12 protein-coding genes are annotated in these 16,038 nt (G+C 59.9%); 2 read left to right on the forward strand and 10 right to left on the reverse strand.

Annotation, left to right across the window (positions count from 1 at the left end; translation table 11 throughout):
- Window positions 1-55: 55 nt before the first annotated feature.
- The 6 genes from cobT to M2447_RS04975 form a co-directional block, all read right to left on the reverse strand.
- Window positions 56-1,099 (reverse strand): nicotinate-nucleotide--dimethylbenzimidazole phosphoribosyltransferase, encoded by a 1,044-nt coding sequence (cobT, locus tag M2447_RS04950; protein ID WP_277557662.1) that lies wholly within the window; start codon window positions 1,097-1,099, stop codon window positions 56-58.
- A 104-nt stretch (window positions 1,100-1,203) separates the two neighbouring features.
- The gene (gene cobO, locus M2447_RS04955; RefSeq protein WP_277508086.1) at window positions 1,204-1,839 is read right to left on the reverse strand and encodes a cob(I)yrinic acid a,c-diamide adenosyltransferase; all 636 of its coding nucleotides are present in this window, start codon (window positions 1,837-1,839) and stop codon (window positions 1,204-1,206) included.
- A gap of 65 nt (window positions 1,840-1,904) precedes the next feature.
- Window positions 1,905-2,624, reverse strand: a complete 720-nt coding sequence (locus tag M2447_RS04960) for an ABC transporter ATP-binding protein (protein WP_277557663.1) — start codon at window positions 2,622-2,624, stop codon at window positions 1,905-1,907.
- Between the two features lie 133 nt (window positions 2,625-2,757).
- Window positions 2,758-3,720, reverse strand: a complete 963-nt coding sequence (locus tag M2447_RS04965) for an iron ABC transporter permease (RefSeq protein WP_277508225.1) — start codon at window positions 3,718-3,720, stop codon at window positions 2,758-2,760.
- Between the two features lie 93 nt (window positions 3,721-3,813).
- Window positions 3,814-4,797 carry an ABC transporter substrate-binding protein gene (locus tag M2447_RS04970; protein WP_277557664.1) on the reverse strand — a complete coding sequence of 328 codons (984 nt, stop codon included), beginning with the start codon at window positions 4,795-4,797 and terminating at the stop codon, window positions 3,814-3,816.
- A 2-nt stretch (window positions 4,798-4,799) separates the two neighbouring features.
- On the reverse strand, window positions 4,800-6,788 hold the full coding sequence (locus tag M2447_RS04975) for a TonB-dependent receptor (protein WP_277557665.1): 1,989 nt from the start codon (window positions 6,786-6,788) through the stop codon (window positions 4,800-4,802).
- A 654-nt stretch (window positions 6,789-7,442) separates the two neighbouring features.
- On the opposite strand from M2447_RS04975, the gene M2447_RS04980 reads away from it, so the two are divergent.
- A complete protein-coding gene (locus M2447_RS04980; protein WP_277557666.1) occupies window positions 7,443-8,948 on the forward strand; it encodes a hypothetical protein in 1,506 nt (501 codons plus the stop codon).
- 17 nt (window positions 8,949-8,965) lie between these two features.
- On the opposite strand, the gene M2447_RS04985 is transcribed toward M2447_RS04980, so the two are convergent.
- The 3 genes from M2447_RS04985 to M2447_RS04995 all read right to left on the reverse strand — a co-directional run bounded on the left by M2447_RS04985 (window position 8,966) and on the right by M2447_RS04995 (window position 13,264).
- Entirely contained in the window at window positions 8,966-9,628 is a 663-nt protein-coding gene (locus M2447_RS04985) for a hypothetical protein (protein ID WP_277557667.1), read from the reverse strand.
- A gap of 95 nt (window positions 9,629-9,723) precedes the next feature.
- Window positions 9,724-10,167 carry a hypothetical protein gene (locus tag M2447_RS04990; protein ID WP_277508094.1) on the reverse strand — a complete coding sequence of 148 codons (444 nt, stop codon included), beginning with the start codon at window positions 10,165-10,167 and terminating at the stop codon, window positions 9,724-9,726.
- A 97-nt stretch (window positions 10,168-10,264) separates the two neighbouring features.
- Window positions 10,265-13,264 (reverse strand): hypothetical protein, encoded by a 3,000-nt coding sequence (locus tag M2447_RS04995; protein WP_277557668.1) that lies wholly within the window; start codon window positions 13,262-13,264, stop codon window positions 10,265-10,267.
- 208 nt (window positions 13,265-13,472) lie between these two features.
- On the opposite strand from M2447_RS04995, the gene M2447_RS05000 reads away from it, so the two are divergent.
- The gene (locus M2447_RS05000; protein WP_277557669.1) at window positions 13,473-14,612 is read left to right on the forward strand and encodes a lytic transglycosylase domain-containing protein; all 1,140 of its coding nucleotides are present in this window, start codon (window positions 13,473-13,475) and stop codon (window positions 14,610-14,612) included.
- Here the strand turns inward: M2447_RS05000 and M2447_RS05005 are convergent.
- Window positions 14,590-15,972: a hypothetical protein gene (locus M2447_RS05005; RefSeq protein ID WP_277557670.1), complete on the reverse strand. Its 1,383-nt coding sequence runs from the start codon at window positions 15,970-15,972 to the stop codon at window positions 14,590-14,592. The two genes, M2447_RS05000 and M2447_RS05005, sit on opposite strands and share 23 nt — an antisense overlap.
- Between the last annotated feature and the right edge of the window lie 66 nt (window positions 15,973-16,038).

Raw genomic sequence — 16,038 nt, forward strand, 5'->3', positions numbered from 1 at the left:
GCAAAAGGCACAAAGAAAAAATCTGTTTTTCGCGCCCCCTGCGCCTTCGTTGCGCTCATTCCCTGTTGCTGACTTTGGCCGATTCGAAGGTCGCCATTTCGCGGAGGAATGCGGCGGCGCTCATGACGAGCGGCCACGCGAGCGCGGCGCCGGTTCCCTCGCCGAGACGCAGGTCGATCGCGACGAGCGGCTTGCCGCCGAGCAGCGAAACAAGTTTCGGATGCGCGCCCTCCGCGCTCGTGTGCCCGAAGATCGTGTAGTCGAGAACGGCGGGGTTGATGCGCGAGGCGACGAGCAGCGCGCTTGTCACAATGAAACCGTCGTTCATCACGAGCATGCGGCGCGAGGCGGCGGAAAGCATCGCGCCGGCCATCATCGCGACTTCGCAGCCGCCGTAGGCCGCGAGCGCGGCGAGCGGATCGGTGATCGGGCCGTGACGCGCCTGCACGCGTTTGAGAATGTCGATTTTGCGCGCGAGCCCGGCGGGATCGTGCCCCGCGCCGCGCCCGGTGCAGTCCTCGAGCGGAGTGCCGGTGAGCGCGCTCATGAGCAGCGAGGCGATGGAGGTGTTGCCAATGCCCATTTCGCCAAAGATGACGGCGTTGCAACCGCGCGCGTGAAGATCGCCAATGATGCGGTCGGCGTGCGCAAAGCAGAGCTCGACCTCGGCGGGAGTCATGGCTTGTTCGCGAAGGGCATTGCGCGTGCCGGGCATGACTTTGCGCGAGATGAGATCGGGATGCTCGGGCAGCGCCCCGGCGACACCGGCGTCAATCACCTTGAGGTGGAGCCCGTGCTGGCGCGCGAAGACATTGATCGCCGCGCCGCCCGCGAGAAAGTTGAGCACCATTTGCACGGTGACGGCCTTGGGAAACGGGCTCACTCCCTCGTCGGCAAGCCCGTGGTCGCCCGCAAACACGAGCGACGCCGGAGCGCGAAGCGCGGGCGCGAGCGTGCCCTGCATGAGGCCAAGCCGGAGCGCGACTTCCTCAAGCCGTCCGAGCGAGCCGGGCGGCTTGGTCTTGTTGTCGATGGCCGCGCGGAGCGCAGGTTCCAGTTCGTTTGCGAGAGGAGGAATGAGGGGAGGAGTGTGTGACATGAGATTGGTGGATGGATTTTCGATTTTCGATTGCGCGCTACCGCGCGATCTCGAAATCGGAAATGGAGCGGCAGCTCCCAATCCAAAATCGAAAATCGAAAATTTCAAAACTCGATGCCCGCCTGCGCCTGGACGCCGGTGTTGAAGGGGTGCTTGATTTCGCGCATTTCGGTGACGAGGTCGGCGAGCTCGATCAGCGCGGCGGGGGCGTTGCGCCCGGTGCAGACGATGTGCTGGTCGGGACGTTTTTGGCGGAGCGCGGCGAGCACTTCGTCAACGGGAAGATAGCCGAGGTCGAGGACGACGTTGATTTCATCGAGGTCGATCAGCGAGATTTCGGGGTCGCGCATGTGCTCGAGCGCGAGTTGCCAGCCGGCGCGGCATTGGGCGATGTCGGCGTCGCGATTTTGCGTGTCCCAAGTGAAACCCTCGCCGACGTGGTGCCAGCGGAGGTTGGGGCCGTCGAGGAGTTTGGCCACGGCGTCGTTGGATGATTTTATGAACTGGATGACGGCGCATTTGCGTTTGTGAGCGAGCATGCGCGCGACCATGCCAAAGCCCGCGGTGCTTTTGCCCTTGCCGTTGCCGGTGTGCACGATGACGAGGCCGCGTTTTTCGCGGGTCGCTTCGAGCTTGGCGCGCATGTCGGCCTGAACGGCTTTCATGTGCCCGGCGTGCTCGGCCTCGGTTTGCGGCCCGGTTTTTTCGGCGGTGGTTTGAGGTGTGTGATTTTGTTTCATTTTTTGAAAACGACTTAAATCGACTTAAGTCGCCCCAAGTCGATTTAAGTCGGGACTGGAATTTTTCAGGGCAGCGCGAAGGAGAGGCTTGAGGTGATTTCGGCGCGGACGCCGAAGACTTCGAGGAGGAGTTCGGGCGTGAGCACGTCGGCGGGTTTGCCGGCGGCGCGGAGACGGCCTTCGTGCATCACCACAACCATGTCGAGGATGTAGGCCATGCGGAGGTCGTGCAGCGAAAAGAGGAGCGTGCCGCCGGCGCGCGTGTGTTTGTTGCCAAGCAGGAGAATCTTCAGCGCGTGGCGCGGGTCGAGCGCGGCAAGCGGTTCGTCCCAAAGTTGCAGGGGCGCGGCGGTGGCGTGCGCGCGCGCGAGGAGCACGCGCTGGCGTTCGCCGCCGGAGAGCCGGGTGACGGGACGGTGCGCGAGCGCGGTGAGATCGAACCGGGCGAGTGTCTCGTCAACGTGTTTGCCGTCGTCGTCGTGCGCGTAACGGCCTTGCGCCACGACGGAGCGCACGGTGAAGCCGAACTCGAAATGCGCCTCCTGTGGCACCCACGAGGCGCGGCGTCCGCGTTCGAGAATCGGAATGCGCGCGAGCGGAACACCGCTCCACCGCACGTCGCCGGGCCCGGGCGAAAGCAATCCGGAGGCGACTTGGAGCAGCGTGGATTTCCCGGAGCCGTTGGGTCCGACGAGTCCCGCCATGACACCGGGCGCAAGCGCGAGGCTGACGGACGTTATTCGGCCGGGAACCGTGGCGTTGGAAATTGTGAGCGCGTCGGACATCAGAGGGATGGGGTGGGGAATTTTCGATTTTCGATTTTCGATTTTCGATTGCGCGCTGCCGCGCGGAAACGAAATCGAAAATGGAGCGGGAGCTCCCAATCCAAAATCCAAAATCGAAAATCGAAAATTCCGCTCATGCCTGCCTCCTTAATAACCACAGGAAAAACGGCCCGCCGATTAACGATGTGACGATGCCGATGCGCAGTCCGCCGGCTTCGCGCCCGATGAGATCGCACGCGACGACAAAGGCCGCGCCGCCAACCAGCGAAAGCGGAACAAGCCGCCGGTGCTCGGGGCCGACGAGCAGGCGAAAGATGTGCGGCACGACGAGTCCGACAAATCCGACCGTGCCGGTGACCGCCGTCGCAAGCGCGGTGAGCACGGTCGAGAGCACGAGCAGCCAGCCGCGCAGGCGGCGCACATCGACACCGAGGCTTTGCGCCTCGTCGGCGCCGAGGCTGAGGAGGTCCATTTGCCGGCCGAGCGGCCAGAGCAGAAGCGCGGCGAGCAGGATTGGCGACGCCATCATGACGTGCTCCCACGTGCGATCCTCAAGCCCGCCGAGAAGCCAGAAAAGGATTTGCGCGTTGCGCTCGTAGGTGAGCGTGGCGTTGGAAAGCACGTAACTGGAAACGGCGCCGAGCATGGCGTTGAGCGCGATGCCGGCGAGCAGGAGCCGCTCGGTGCCCGCGCCGCGCCGCGCGAGCGCGATGACGCACGCCGTCGCGATAAACGCGCCCGCGATGGATGCGAACGGCAGGAGAAAAAACGTGCCCGCCGCGAATCCCGCCCCAATCGCAACGACCGCGCCCGCCGTGCCGCCGGCGCTCACGCCGAGGAGCCCGGGACTGGCGAGGCTGTTGCGAAAATACGCCTGCATGACGAGTCCGCTCGACGCCAGCGCGCCGCCGATAAGCATCGCAACAAGGAGGCGCGGAAGGCGCATGTTCCAAATGACAAACGTGGCGAGCTCGTCGCGCCGGAGCAGTCCGTCGAGCGTGCGCGCGGGCGAGAGGTTCATGTCGCCGACACAGAGCGAGACGACGCATAGTCCCGCGAGCAGGACTATGCTAATGAATAATGGAAAATGTAGAATGAAGAATGATCTCTGATGCGAAGGGCGCGCACGCTTTGCGGCCGTTGCGCTTTCCCTTCCACCGGATGAGTTGTTTTCCCCATTATTCATTTTTCATTTTCCATTATTCATTAGCGGGAACCGCGCCGGGTGCAGCTCCCGCGCCAGCCGTTCGTAGGCGCCGATGCGCAGGTGGGAGACGCAGCTTATTTGCCAGGGTTCGAGGAGCGCGACACGGCCTTCACGGATTGCGGACATGTATTGATAGGGCGGAAGTTTTTCGTAAGGCGCAAGCGCGGCGTTTTTGTCCGCGCCTATGAGCACGACTTTGTCGATCGGCCATGTGAGCATTTTCTCCGAGGGCGGCGCCTGGTGTCCGTGCAAACGTCCGAGCGTGGAGGCGAGATTTTCGGCGCGGGCGTAATCACAAAGGTCCTGAAACGTGCTCTGGTCGCCGGGAATGAGGCCGTAGGTAGAGGGCGCGATGACGCGAACGGGTTTGGCGCCCTTGAGTGTTTCGCGAAGGGCCGCGACACGGCGCAGGCCGTCGGCAATGATGGCCTCGGCGCGGGCCTCGGCACGGGGGCCGAGTTCTCGCGCGATCATGCGGAGATTATCGAACGCGTCCTCAAGCGTGTAGTATTTGCTGATGACGATCACGCGCACGCCTGCGCGCCGCACTTGTTCGACGAGCTCGACACGGCTGTAATCGTTGAAGATGACGAGCGTCGGTTCGTGGGAAAGGATGGTTTCGGCGGTGGCGTTTTTTTGGAGGCTGGGAAACGCGGCGGCCTCCCGGGCGATGGCGGAAAAACTGGAGTCGCGCGAAAGGTGGCTGAGGCAAGCGATTTGCCCGGGATCGGCGACCGCATGGAGCAACTCGTCGTTGCCGACGGTTTGGGAAACGACGCGTGCTTGCGGGCGCGGTGCGTCCGCAAGCACGCGAAGGGTGAAAGGTGAAAGGTGAAGGGTGAAAAGGAGGAGGAGAAAAACAACAAGGCAGGGCGAACCGTCCCCGGTGAGCCGAAACAGTTTGAGCAGCGAACGCTGTTTGCGGCTCAGCCGGAGGCTTCGCCCTACCTTGTGTAATTGTTCCATTTTCAGAATTTCCACTCAATGCCGCCAAACACGCCGACGGGCAATGCGGGATAACCGGCGACGGTGTCGTATTTTTTATCGAGGAGATTTTCAACGCGCAGCTTGAGTTTCAAGCCGGAGCAAACCTCGTAGCTGCCGTAGAGGCGGACGTTCGCGTAACCGCCCATCCGCTGCACGACCGTTGTTGGATTCCAATATGCATCGTAAACGCTGTAGGTTTCGCTCGGGCGCCCCGAGGCGAAGGTGACGCCGGCGCCAACCATCAGCTCCTTGGTGACACGATAATTGACGTCGCCCGAAAACACATGGCGCGGCATGCGAATGAGACGCGCGCCGTTGCTGTCGCGCGTGTCGAGATAGGTGTAGGCAATCTGAACGCCCATCCGGTCGATCGGGCGCGCATACACATAGGCTTCGACACCCCTGGTCGTGGCGGCGGGGATGTTCGTGTATTTGTAGAGGCCGCTGCCGGAGTCGTAATTCGCGACAAATTTGTTATCGAAATCATTCCTGAAAAACACGCCGCCGAAGGTGATGCGATCATTCCAGGCATCCTGCTCGAAACCGATGTCCCAGCCCTTGGATTTTTCGGGGTTGAGGTCGGGGCTTTCCACATACCATCCGCCGCCGCGCACGTATTGGGGCGCGGGGGCGTTGAAGCCGGTGCCGTAGGTGGCGCGAACGGTTGTATTCGTTTTTTCAATACGATAGGCCGCGCCCGCGCGCCAGGTCGCGCGCGTGTCGAAGGTGTTGTAATCGTCAACGCGGACACCGGCGGTGAGCTCAAGGTTTTTGAGCGGGTTCGCGACGGCGTTCACATAAGCCGAGACAAGGCGGTCGCTTTCGGTCTCGCCGCCCGAAGTGTAACGCGACCACTCGGTGTTGACGCCGCCGACAAGCTGGAGCTGATCGAGAGCCCGCCAGGTGTTTTGCCAGTCGAGGACGTTGCGCGTGCTGTGCGCGAGGGACGGCCAGGAGGCGTCCCAGTCGTAGATGTTTTGAACCCAGCCGTAGGTGAGGCGCGTGTCGAAGTTCTCGACGGGATTCCACGCCGCGTAAACGGTGGCGATGTTGACATCGAGATCGAGGACTCCGGCGTCGCCCGGGCTGTAAACCGGGCCGGGCTCCTCGTAGCGGGACTTGAGGCCGCGATAGGTGAAACCGGCGGTGACGCGGTCGGCGAGTTTGTATTCGAGGCGCGTGGAGCCGCTGAACTGCCTGAAATCGTTGTTGTCGCGGTCGTTTTCCGTGTAGGAGGCGGAAAGCGCGGCGCTGTAACTGAGCGATTGCGGCTGCGCGGAAAATCCGGTCGTTACGGGCACGCTGCCAGCCACGGCGGCAACTCCGCCGATGCTTGCGAACGAACCGCCCTCGACCGCGATCATGCCGTGCGCGGGGCCGCGTCCGCGGGCGGTTTCAAGCGAGATGACACCGCCGAGCGCGGCGCTGCCGTAAAGAGTGCTTTGCGGGCCGCGAAGGATCTCGACGCGCTCCAAGCCGGCGAGCCCGGACGCGCCGAGAAAATTGTTGTAGTCGCTGGTCCAGTCCTCGGCGTTCATGCGGATGCCGTCGACGAGAAAAAGCGTGTGGTTTTTACTCGCGCCGCGAATGTGAATCGCGGACTGGCTGCCGGCCGCGCCGCCGGTTTCAGAGACGTTGACACCGGGGATGGTTTGCAGGGCGGTGCGCAGATCGGGAATCTGCAAGTTCTCCATGTGGGAGAGCGAAATGGAGGTCACGCTGCTGGGCGTGAGTTTGACATTTTGCGCGGTGCGCGAGGCGGACACCACGTAGGCTTCGAGCTCAACGGTGTCGGGCTGTTGTTGCGGCGCGGAAGCGGACGCGGCTTGGGCGCGCGCGGCGGGGCCGGTGGCGGCGGTGGCGATCAGGGCGAACGCGGCTGCGGCCGCGATGTTCGCGAATGAAAAAAGCTGCCCCGATGCGCGGAATGCGCGGACGCGGGCCAGCGAACGGTTTTTGTGTTGGTTCACGGGTCTGTCTCTCTTGGTTGGTGGCAAGAGCAGACAGGGCTCGTTGCGCGCCCTGCGTTTTTGTGGCGCGCAATCGAACTCGAGGCACTGCTCTCACGCTTCATTTTTGCGATGAAGATTTCGCGGGGTCGGCGCGCGCAAAAATTTCGCGCCGGCCGCGTGAGCGCCCAAGGGTGGATATTCGGACTCCGCATGTGCCGGGGCGCGCGCGATTCGTGAAACGTGGTTTTGCGTTTTCGAAATCGGACGCGCCGCCTGCCTCGCCATCTCCTTCGCCGACCGGGAGGCCGACTGGTTTTATCGCGTGTTTAAGACGCGAACGATGGTCTGGACTGATGCGTTACCGCAGCGCAACTGTAGCCGGTTTTCACGGCTTTTCCCAGTGCCCTGAGCGTGATGTGTCGGGTGTGAAAAGAACATCCGGCACAAATGCCGGATTTGTGGAACATGCGGCGAAGCAACGCGCGGGCGCAAGCCTGTTTTTGGCACAGGCAAATCGGAAACGAAAACGCACAAGCTGTCGCGGAATGTCAGGATAGACGAAAAGCCAGTTTGTGGTTGAACCATTAAATTTTCACAACTCTACTACTTCGCTTATATTTTGCAAAAACAGGCGCGCACAATGCGCGTCATGCACATTTCATTTTGAATTTCATGAATACTCGTTCGAATCAAGAATCCCTGAATTTTCTGATAAAACTGTTTATTGTGGTGTCTTGCTACGCGGTGATTATTTTGGCTCCCGTCAAGATTGGCGAACTGGGTTACCTGCCACAGGATGACGCGCTGCGGCACTCGGCCTATGCCGTGGACAGCCGCGATTGGGGCGATGTGCTCGTCTTCAATTCAACCATCCGCAAGGACATGGACAGCCATCCCGCATGGCATGCCGTGCTGCGCGGCGTGCATAACAAAACCGGTGCCGCGCAGGACAACTTGGTGTTTTTTTCGTTCTGCGTGACGTTCATCACCTTCATGGTCGCGGGCGCAATCGCGTCGCGCAACACGCTGGCTTGGATGTGCACATGTTTGCTGATGGTCACATGCGGCTCATCCCTGTTTTACCGACTGCTGCTTGGGCGTCCGTTTAGTATAACGATGGCCATATTGGTGGTGCTGTTGTTCTTGTGGACAAACCCCAATATTAAAAACTGGAAGTGGCAGAAGGAATTCGGCGTGGTTTTGGGCCTTTTGGTCGTGTCGATTTGTTTTCACCCGTCAGTGTGGTTCGTATGGCCGCTGCCTTTTCTGGCGCTGTGCCTGTGCAGGCAGTTTCGCTCGGCAATCATTCTGGCCGCGGGCACAGTTGCCGCGCTAATAATCGCCTGCATACTCTGCGGAAGCGTTTACGACATTGTCATTCTGCCCGTCCTCCAGCTCTTCCAGGCGTTTTTGTCGGACAACATTGTGGTGGGAAATTTGGTGACGGAGTTTCAACCGATCACAATCTCGGACTCCGTTTGGATTGCCATGATTGTGCTGCTCATCATTCGCAAGATGTGCGGCGACAAGATAAAGGAGGAGCTGCAAAAACCCGATTTCTGGCTGGCCGTCATTGGCGCGATTCTCGGCCTCAAGGTATGCAGGTTCATGGAAGACTGGGCGGTTCCGGCAATGGCTGTGTGGATTTGCCGGCAATTTATCATACTCAGCACCAAGGTAAATCTGAACAGCTTTGCGAGGCTTGGCGTCGCGATACCGGTTCTGGCCGCTTTTTATATTGGAACCACCGGAGATGTCGGAAGCCGCTACACGCGCAACCTCAAGGACTCATTGTTAACGCGCCCCGTGGCTGACTTCGAAAGCGTGCTGCCCGACCGCGGGGGAATATTATACGCATCGGACATGGGTGTGTTCTACAAACTCTACTTCAGAAACCCCAACGATCATTATCGCTTCATCCTGGGATTCGAATCGGGGCTGATGCCCCCGGAAGATCTTAAAACACTGCGTCGAATTCAGTTTAGCGACGGATTAATCGACGAGTATGCGCCGTGGATGGAAAAGATGACATCAGCCGACCGACTGGTGCTGCGTTATCCCGAGGAGCCCAAATGGGAGAACATGGAATTCGTAAAATTCCAGTCCTACTGGATCGGGCGAAAAGCGCCCAAAAAACAAAGTTCCCCGGATTCAAAAGAGCCCAAGCAGGAAGGCTGACTCATCAAACCTCGCGCTCAGTTTTCCTTCGGCTGGCGCGGGGGTTTGCCGCGCCTGCCCTTTTCCGTCTCGGGTGGACGGGCGTCCTTGAGCGTGTGCAGCATCAGGATTTTGCTCTCCTGTATCGCGCCGACCTTGAGGCCGATTTTCAACTGAAACTCGCCGGCCGAGAGACCGAGCAGCGATGTCATGGGCTCGGGCGCCCCCATCTCGCCGGGGGCGATTGTGATTTTTTCCGGACGCACCGCAAAATTGCCCAGCAGCGAATTGCACTCGATAAACTCCACCTCGACCGATTCCGCCATCTGGTTGGTCACGCGCAGACGGAGCGCAACCGGGGGCAGCGTGCTGTTGTTCATGCGCGGAATGAAATATTGTTCCTCGGGCTCGTCGTCGCTATCGACATAATACACCTCGGTGAAACTGTCCCCGCGCCCGCGCCGTCCGTCCATGTCGCGCATTTTTCCGGGGCGCATGCGGAAGCCGCGGCCGAGGCTTGCCTCGACGAGCAGTTTGCCATCGAAAAACTCCCCGTAGCCTTGCATCGCGGGCGGCGGGGGCGCGTTCGGATCGGTTTCGGGAACATACTCTTTTTTATGCGCGCATCCTGAAAAAGACAGAAGCACGAGCGAACAAACACCGAGGATGAGCGGGACGATGCGGAGCGTTGGATTTGTCATGTCGAGTGTGGCGGGATTGTCATCGGTTGCGCGACGAGGGCAAGTGTTCAGTTAATGTCGATCGGACGCCGGTTGTTTGCCCGCCCCGGCGGGGTTCATTTTTTCTTCGGGGTGTTTTCGCCGAACAGTTTGTCGACGAGTTTTTCGGCAATTTCGTGCGGCGCTTTTGTGAACGAGGTGTGCCCGACGTAAGTCGCGGTCGCGATAGGGAAATCGATTTTGGTGTCCTTAAACGAAAGCGTCAGCCCGGTCATGTGGTCCTTGAAATCCCATGTCCACGAATCGGTGAAGGAGATGATCGCCTGCGTGTTCAACGGCATCATGGTAAGCGGGCCGAGGTCGGATTCGAGGCCGCGCTCCCGGAGCGCCTCGCGAATGAAGTGCCCGATGCCGCGATTGTCGTTCATGTTGCTCTTCACCCAGACGCGCTGGTATTGGGAAAGGTCCGCGTCAGGCTTCACGTTCGCCTTGTAGGTGGCGCATCCCGAAAACAAAAGCACGCACAATGCGGCCAGCGGTAAAAAGCGTAAGTATCTCATCACTCGCAGAGCACACACCATGAAATTGGATTTGCGCAAGCCCAAGCGTGCATCGCATGGGCTGGCTCGCGCAAAAACATCCCGCCCGCGCACCCTCTCACTTTTTCGCAAGCATGCTGACGATGTGCCGCACCAGGCTGGCGGCGATCAGGTTTGAGGGGGTTCCCTCCATGCTGAAATTCTCCAGCAGCGGCATGTAGCCGAGCGTGTCGGCGTCCGTCTCCTTTTTCAAGATGTTGAGCGCGCGCAAATCCTCCGCCTGCTCGCCGCGCACGGCCATTTGCAGGTTCATGGAAAGCGCCTGCTTGAACAGCGAAAGCGCGGGCTTGTTGCCAAGCGTCCCCATCCCCGCAAAGCGCATGTCGGGCGAGAGCAGGCTAAAATTCCTGATCTCAATCTCCCTTCCCGCCCTGTAGGAGGCGTCGAGGTTGATCTGGTCAAAATCGATTTCGCCAAGCCGCTCCAAAACCCGCCGGCCCGTCTTGATTTTTTCGAGTGTCGCGGAGTTGTCGCTTTTGCCGACGAGGGACAAAATCGCGCCGCTGATTGCCGCGATGGTCGATGTCGCGCCGGAGTCCTTGTGCAGATTGTCGATGCCCGACGATTTTACCGATGGGGAAAACCCGTGAAATTTGCCGCCGCGGCTTGTGAGCGTCAGGTCCGCGTTCACGCCATCGGCAATCGTCACAAGCGAGGCGGCCGTGCCCGTCACAACGCCGTTGATATCAAACCGTCCCTCGACCGTCGGCGTCTTGCCGGGGTTCGCCATGCGCAGGAACGGGGCGGGATCAAAATTCGCGAGCGCCACCTTCGCATCGACACTGTATGCCGATGCGCCCGCGGCGGCGTCATATTTCATGCTGCCGTCCGCCTTGATCTCGGCGCCGTCGCTCAGTTGGCCGCGCAGGTTTTCCAGTGAAAAAAGCGAAGGGGTAACCTTGATCTCGCCGCCAACATTGGCCGCCTGAAGGTCCTGCGACCAAACCACATTTTTCAACGCAAACTTGACCTGTCCGCTCACACCATTCCGCGACGCGCCTGTTTCCTTCGCATCGCCGCCGGTGTCCCCGTCCGCCTTTGCCCCGCCGGAATCCTCGGGGACCAGCGCGGAAAAAATCATCAGATCCTCGACATAAAGATCGTTGCTCGCGATGGACGCGTCGATGTTTTGGCACGCGCCGTCGGGCTTGAGGGTCGCGCCCAGCTCGATGTCCGATTTGCGCCCGTTGAGCTCAAACACCGCCGGGGCCTGAATCTCGAGCGTGCCGTCCGCGTGAATGTCCGCGCGCACATTGGCCGAGACTTCCGGCAGTGCCTCGCCGTCGCCCGCGCGCAAATCCGAGGCGGCGAGTTTCGCCTCGAACGAGGAGATTTTTTTCGAGACACGCCCGGAAAAATCGGCATCAACCGCGCCGCCCGACAATGCGCAAAGCCCCGCGGCGACCGGTTGCGCAAGGATGGCGGGGATATTGAGCCGCGCCCGGCCCGTCGTGGAAATCCCCCCGTCCGGCGCGACGGCGCCGCCCGCCCTCGCGTTTGTCACGACCGCGAGCGGCGCGCCGTTGCTCCGTATTGAAAAATCGGACACACCCACGGCCCACGCGGCATTCGAGTAATCGGCCGTGAACGACGCGGCCACATCCAGATTTTTCACGAGCGCGACCCCGTCCCGCGCGACAGACAGTCCGCCCAGCGTGAGCGGCGTGGCGCTGCGGATCGAATAGCCGTTGCCCTGCGCCCTGCCCGTGAAGCCGCCGCGCAGCGGATCGCCCGAAATCGCGAGCCCCGTGTCCTTGATAAACGGCCTCGCCCACGCCAGGGGCAGCCCGTGCACATCCACGCGCAAAAGATCGCCCTGGAGATCGGGCACCTTGATCTCGCCGTTCGCCGTGTTGATCTCGATGAGTTGCAGCGTTTTTATCGAGGCGACCGGAACATCCGAAAGCACGTCCGCCGAAAGCACGCCGACGCGCAACAAGTCGCCCTCGTTGACCACGTCGAAATCGCTTGAAAACTTAACATGCCCGAGCTCCGAAAGCGCCGAGTCGAAAACCTCGAGCCGGCTCGCGTCGCCGCTGATTTTTCCGGCGGCGTGAAAACTCGTGAAATTATCGGCCGCGGCAAACGTGCCCTGCCCGCTGGCCTTGAACGCAGGCAGTTTCAAACCCAGGCCGCCCGTGAATGGCGCGAGGTCGGCATCGCGCAAATCGACCACCCACATCGCGTTCAGCCCCTCGGGTCCGGACGGATTGGTGGCCTTTATGCTGAGGATGTTTTTTTCCGAACCCTCCTCCTGCGACTTCAGGCTGATCGAATAATCCTCGCCGCTCGCGTTTTTTGAGGCCGCGATGTTGATCTGCAATCGCGCGCCCCGGGGCAGCTGCGCGCCGGAGGCCTTCGCATCGACGTCGAAGATGAGCGACTGGATGTCGCGCGCCGCGCCCATGCGCACGAGCAGGCTGCTCGTCACTTGAATGGCGGAAACCGCGGCGTCGCTTTCCGGCCCCTCCATGTTGAGCGCGAGCTCGAACCGCCCGTCATTGCCGGGGCGCAACTGGCCGCCGCGCACGCTGACCCCGGCGCGCACGGGCGCGGCGTCCGGCGTTTCCGGCGGCAAAACAATCGCGCCCTCGATGTCCGCGTCCTCAACCGCGAGATCGACGGGAAAACGCAACATGTCGAGAATCCCTCCAATATTTTTGCCGCCGCTCTCGGGGGCGCCCGCATCCGGTGCGGGCGCGCCGGCAGTTGGCGGAGGCTCGGCCGCCGGTTGCGAAAGATCAAGCGTCCAGCCTTTCGCCGTGATTTTTTTCACATCCACCTTTTCGCGAATCAAACCCAGCAGCGGCATCTCGACCACCGCCAGCGGCAAATCGACCGTCATCCCCCGCCCTTTCATTTGCACACCGGTGAGCTCGACCTTGTTCAACCCGGCGCTCACGCGCCCGATCTCGATCTCGCAACCTTGCTGTCCGGAAACAACTTTCCGGACCAACCACGTCTGCACCGGCGGTTGAAACAACGCCATCACCACGACCGCCAGCAGGAGCAAAAGCGCGCCTGCCGAAACGAGAATAATACGAACCGCTTTTTTCATACACAAGATGGTGAGAGACGGGCAGGAGCGTAGGAATATCTCAACCGAACGGTCAATGATCGCTTCGACCCGTTTGGTAAAAAAACAACAAAGCGCAACCGCCCCAAAAACCTCCCGCGGCTTTTGGGGTTTACGCCCGCGCGCGTTATTGCAGTTTTTCCGTGAAACATCGCGACGCCGCGTGTTTCCAACTTCACTCTCCCCGCACATGACCCGCGCCCTGACACGCACTAATTTTTCGTTTCGCCGCATTGCGCCGGCGGCGGCGATTGTCGTGATGTGCGCACTGCCCGCGCTGCGCGCCTCGGACTCGCAGCCGCCCGCGGAGCCAATTTCATCGGGCACCGCCGCCCCGGTGCTCGCGGGCGCAAACCGGCCCCCGCTCATATCCGATGACGACATGAACGCGCTCTACGACTTGGGCCGCCAGCTTTTCGAGGATTACGCGCCCGGACAAATCAAGGAGCACTACGAGTTCATGAGTCGCGATGAGTGGGCCTCGGCCATCACTGAGTTTCAACAAACCCTCGAAACCGGATCGCTTGAGGAAATCGCCTCGCTCGAACCCAAGGCCAAGCGCACGCTCAACGAGCTTCGAGCAAAACCGGAAATGTCCGAATACACCGATTGGTTCGCCGAGCGCCTCGAACTCATCGAAAGCGCGAAAGACGCCATCAGCCCCGGCCAGCCCCCGGCGCTCGTCCCCGCGCCCAAACCGCCCGCGCCATTCACGCTGCCACCGATCACACTCGAGCCGAAACCGTTTTACCAAACGCCCCCGCCGAACAACGCGATCCCCTACTACAACCTCTGCCACAAACGCGTCAGCAACCGGGCCAAGCCGAAAAATGCCGACCTGCTCGCGCCGTTGCTCAAAATCATTTTTGCAACTGAAAACATTCCCGTCGAATTCGTCTGGCTCGCCGAGGTCGAGTCCTCGTTCAACCCGCTCGCGAAAAGTCCCGTCGGCGCGCGCGGCCTCTACCAGCTCATGCCCGCCACGGCGCGCGCGCTCGGCCTGAGCACCGCGCCCGAGGACGAGCGCATTTACGCGGTGAAAAACGCGCGCGCGGCGGCCCGCCTGCTCGGCATGTTATACAAGCGCTTCAATTCCTGGCCGCTCGCCCTCGCCGCCTACAACGCGGGCGAAGGCCGCGTTGCCGTGGCGCTCAAGAAAACCCCCGGCGCCAAAACCTACGCCGACATCGCCGCGAAGCTCCCCGCCGAGACGCGCCTCTACGTCCCCCAAGTGCTCGCCACGCTCGTAATCCGCGAAAACGTGCCGCTGGAAAAATTCGTGGACGACCTGCCGCCCATCCCCGCGATCAAGTTTCCGCTGGCGGGATAGCGGAGGCGGGTGCTTTTTCAACGTCTGCCCAGCGTCCCATCCCCAAATATCGGCGGTTATACTCCGTCCAAAACTCTCTCAAAAACTCCTTTTCCTCGGGCGTATTCCCCTCCCGGTTTATTGTTCGTTTAAACTCAAACTCATTTTGATTGTTCAATTCGTAAAACAAGAATCCGTGCTGATCCCGCAAAATGATGCTCAATGGCCGCCCGTTTTTCGGACTTTGGAATTCAGGATTATGGGTAAATAGCGTCTGCCATGAGCCCAAGCATAACGCATTATCTGATTTCTTGAAATGCCCGCCCTCGGCTCTATCCGCATAACTAACGTAATAATTACCATGAACATAGTATATATAATGGAGCCGACTCCCTGCCATATAACAGTCGAAAAAAATCTTGCGGGCGTCATCCGGATTTAAGGCCGCCGTATGGCTGTCGATAATGGTTTCGCGGCCGTTTTCCACAAATAACAAGCGTGACCTGTGCTCATTTGCCGTTTGCTTCTCGTCAAACAAAAAGGACGCCGGCCTTTTTTCGGGGCATGGATACCCCAGCAGCAGAAAAACTTTATTTGGGAAAAAACCTTTTTTTCTTTCCCACACCGTGTCATCGGGCAACGGCTCCTTTTTTACCACCGGACTGTTGCGCATGCGATCCCAAATTCTTTGATACACGACCCTCCCCTCGGGTGTCCCGTCATCCTTCAGTATCGCCTGGCTTAATTTAAAGCTATTTGAATAATCATCCAGTTCATAAACCTTGAGGCCGGTTTTTTGAAAACTGCTACTAAATCCGACAAAGATACTCAATGGATATTTTCCATAGGGAGCGGTAAACTTTAATCGACCAGTATGAAGCCTCTGCCCGATTTCCAATCTATCTCCCCACCTTATGATCTGCCCATCCCCGGCGTCATCAGCGTATGAAACATACACGCGTCCGCCAGATCTGTATATATAGTGAATTCGATTCCCGATAAGGTAATAATCCATAAAAGTATCAACGTCATCCACCCCGGAGGGTGCGCGATCGTGCCTCGATTTAATCGTGTCAACCACAGCCTCGCGCCCGTTTTTTATGAATAAAAGTTTCGTTCTCTCATCCCTGTCATTATATTCTGTTTCCAGCGCAAAAACCCCGTCCTTTTCTTTCATATATGAAGCTTGCGTGTAAAAAACCCGCCTTCTTATTTTCATCACACCGTCTTGGTTGCTTATCTTGATCGGCGCAAGTAGCTGGCGCGTGATCGCCGTGTTTTCATCCGATGCCCCGGCTGCCGCGCTTTCACCGTTTGCGGACGACACCATGAGCATGACCACCACCATATATCCAGCCACTGCGCATAAAATTTTATTCATTTTCAAAGGGGAAGGGTTTGTGGCTTTCTTTTCTGGCAGTCACTTTGCCCGAGTAAAACCATTTCG

This window comes from Ereboglobus sp. PH5-10, from assembly GCF_029504735.1.
Lineage (GTDB): Bacteria > Verrucomicrobiota > Verrucomicrobiia > Opitutales > Opitutaceae > Ereboglobus.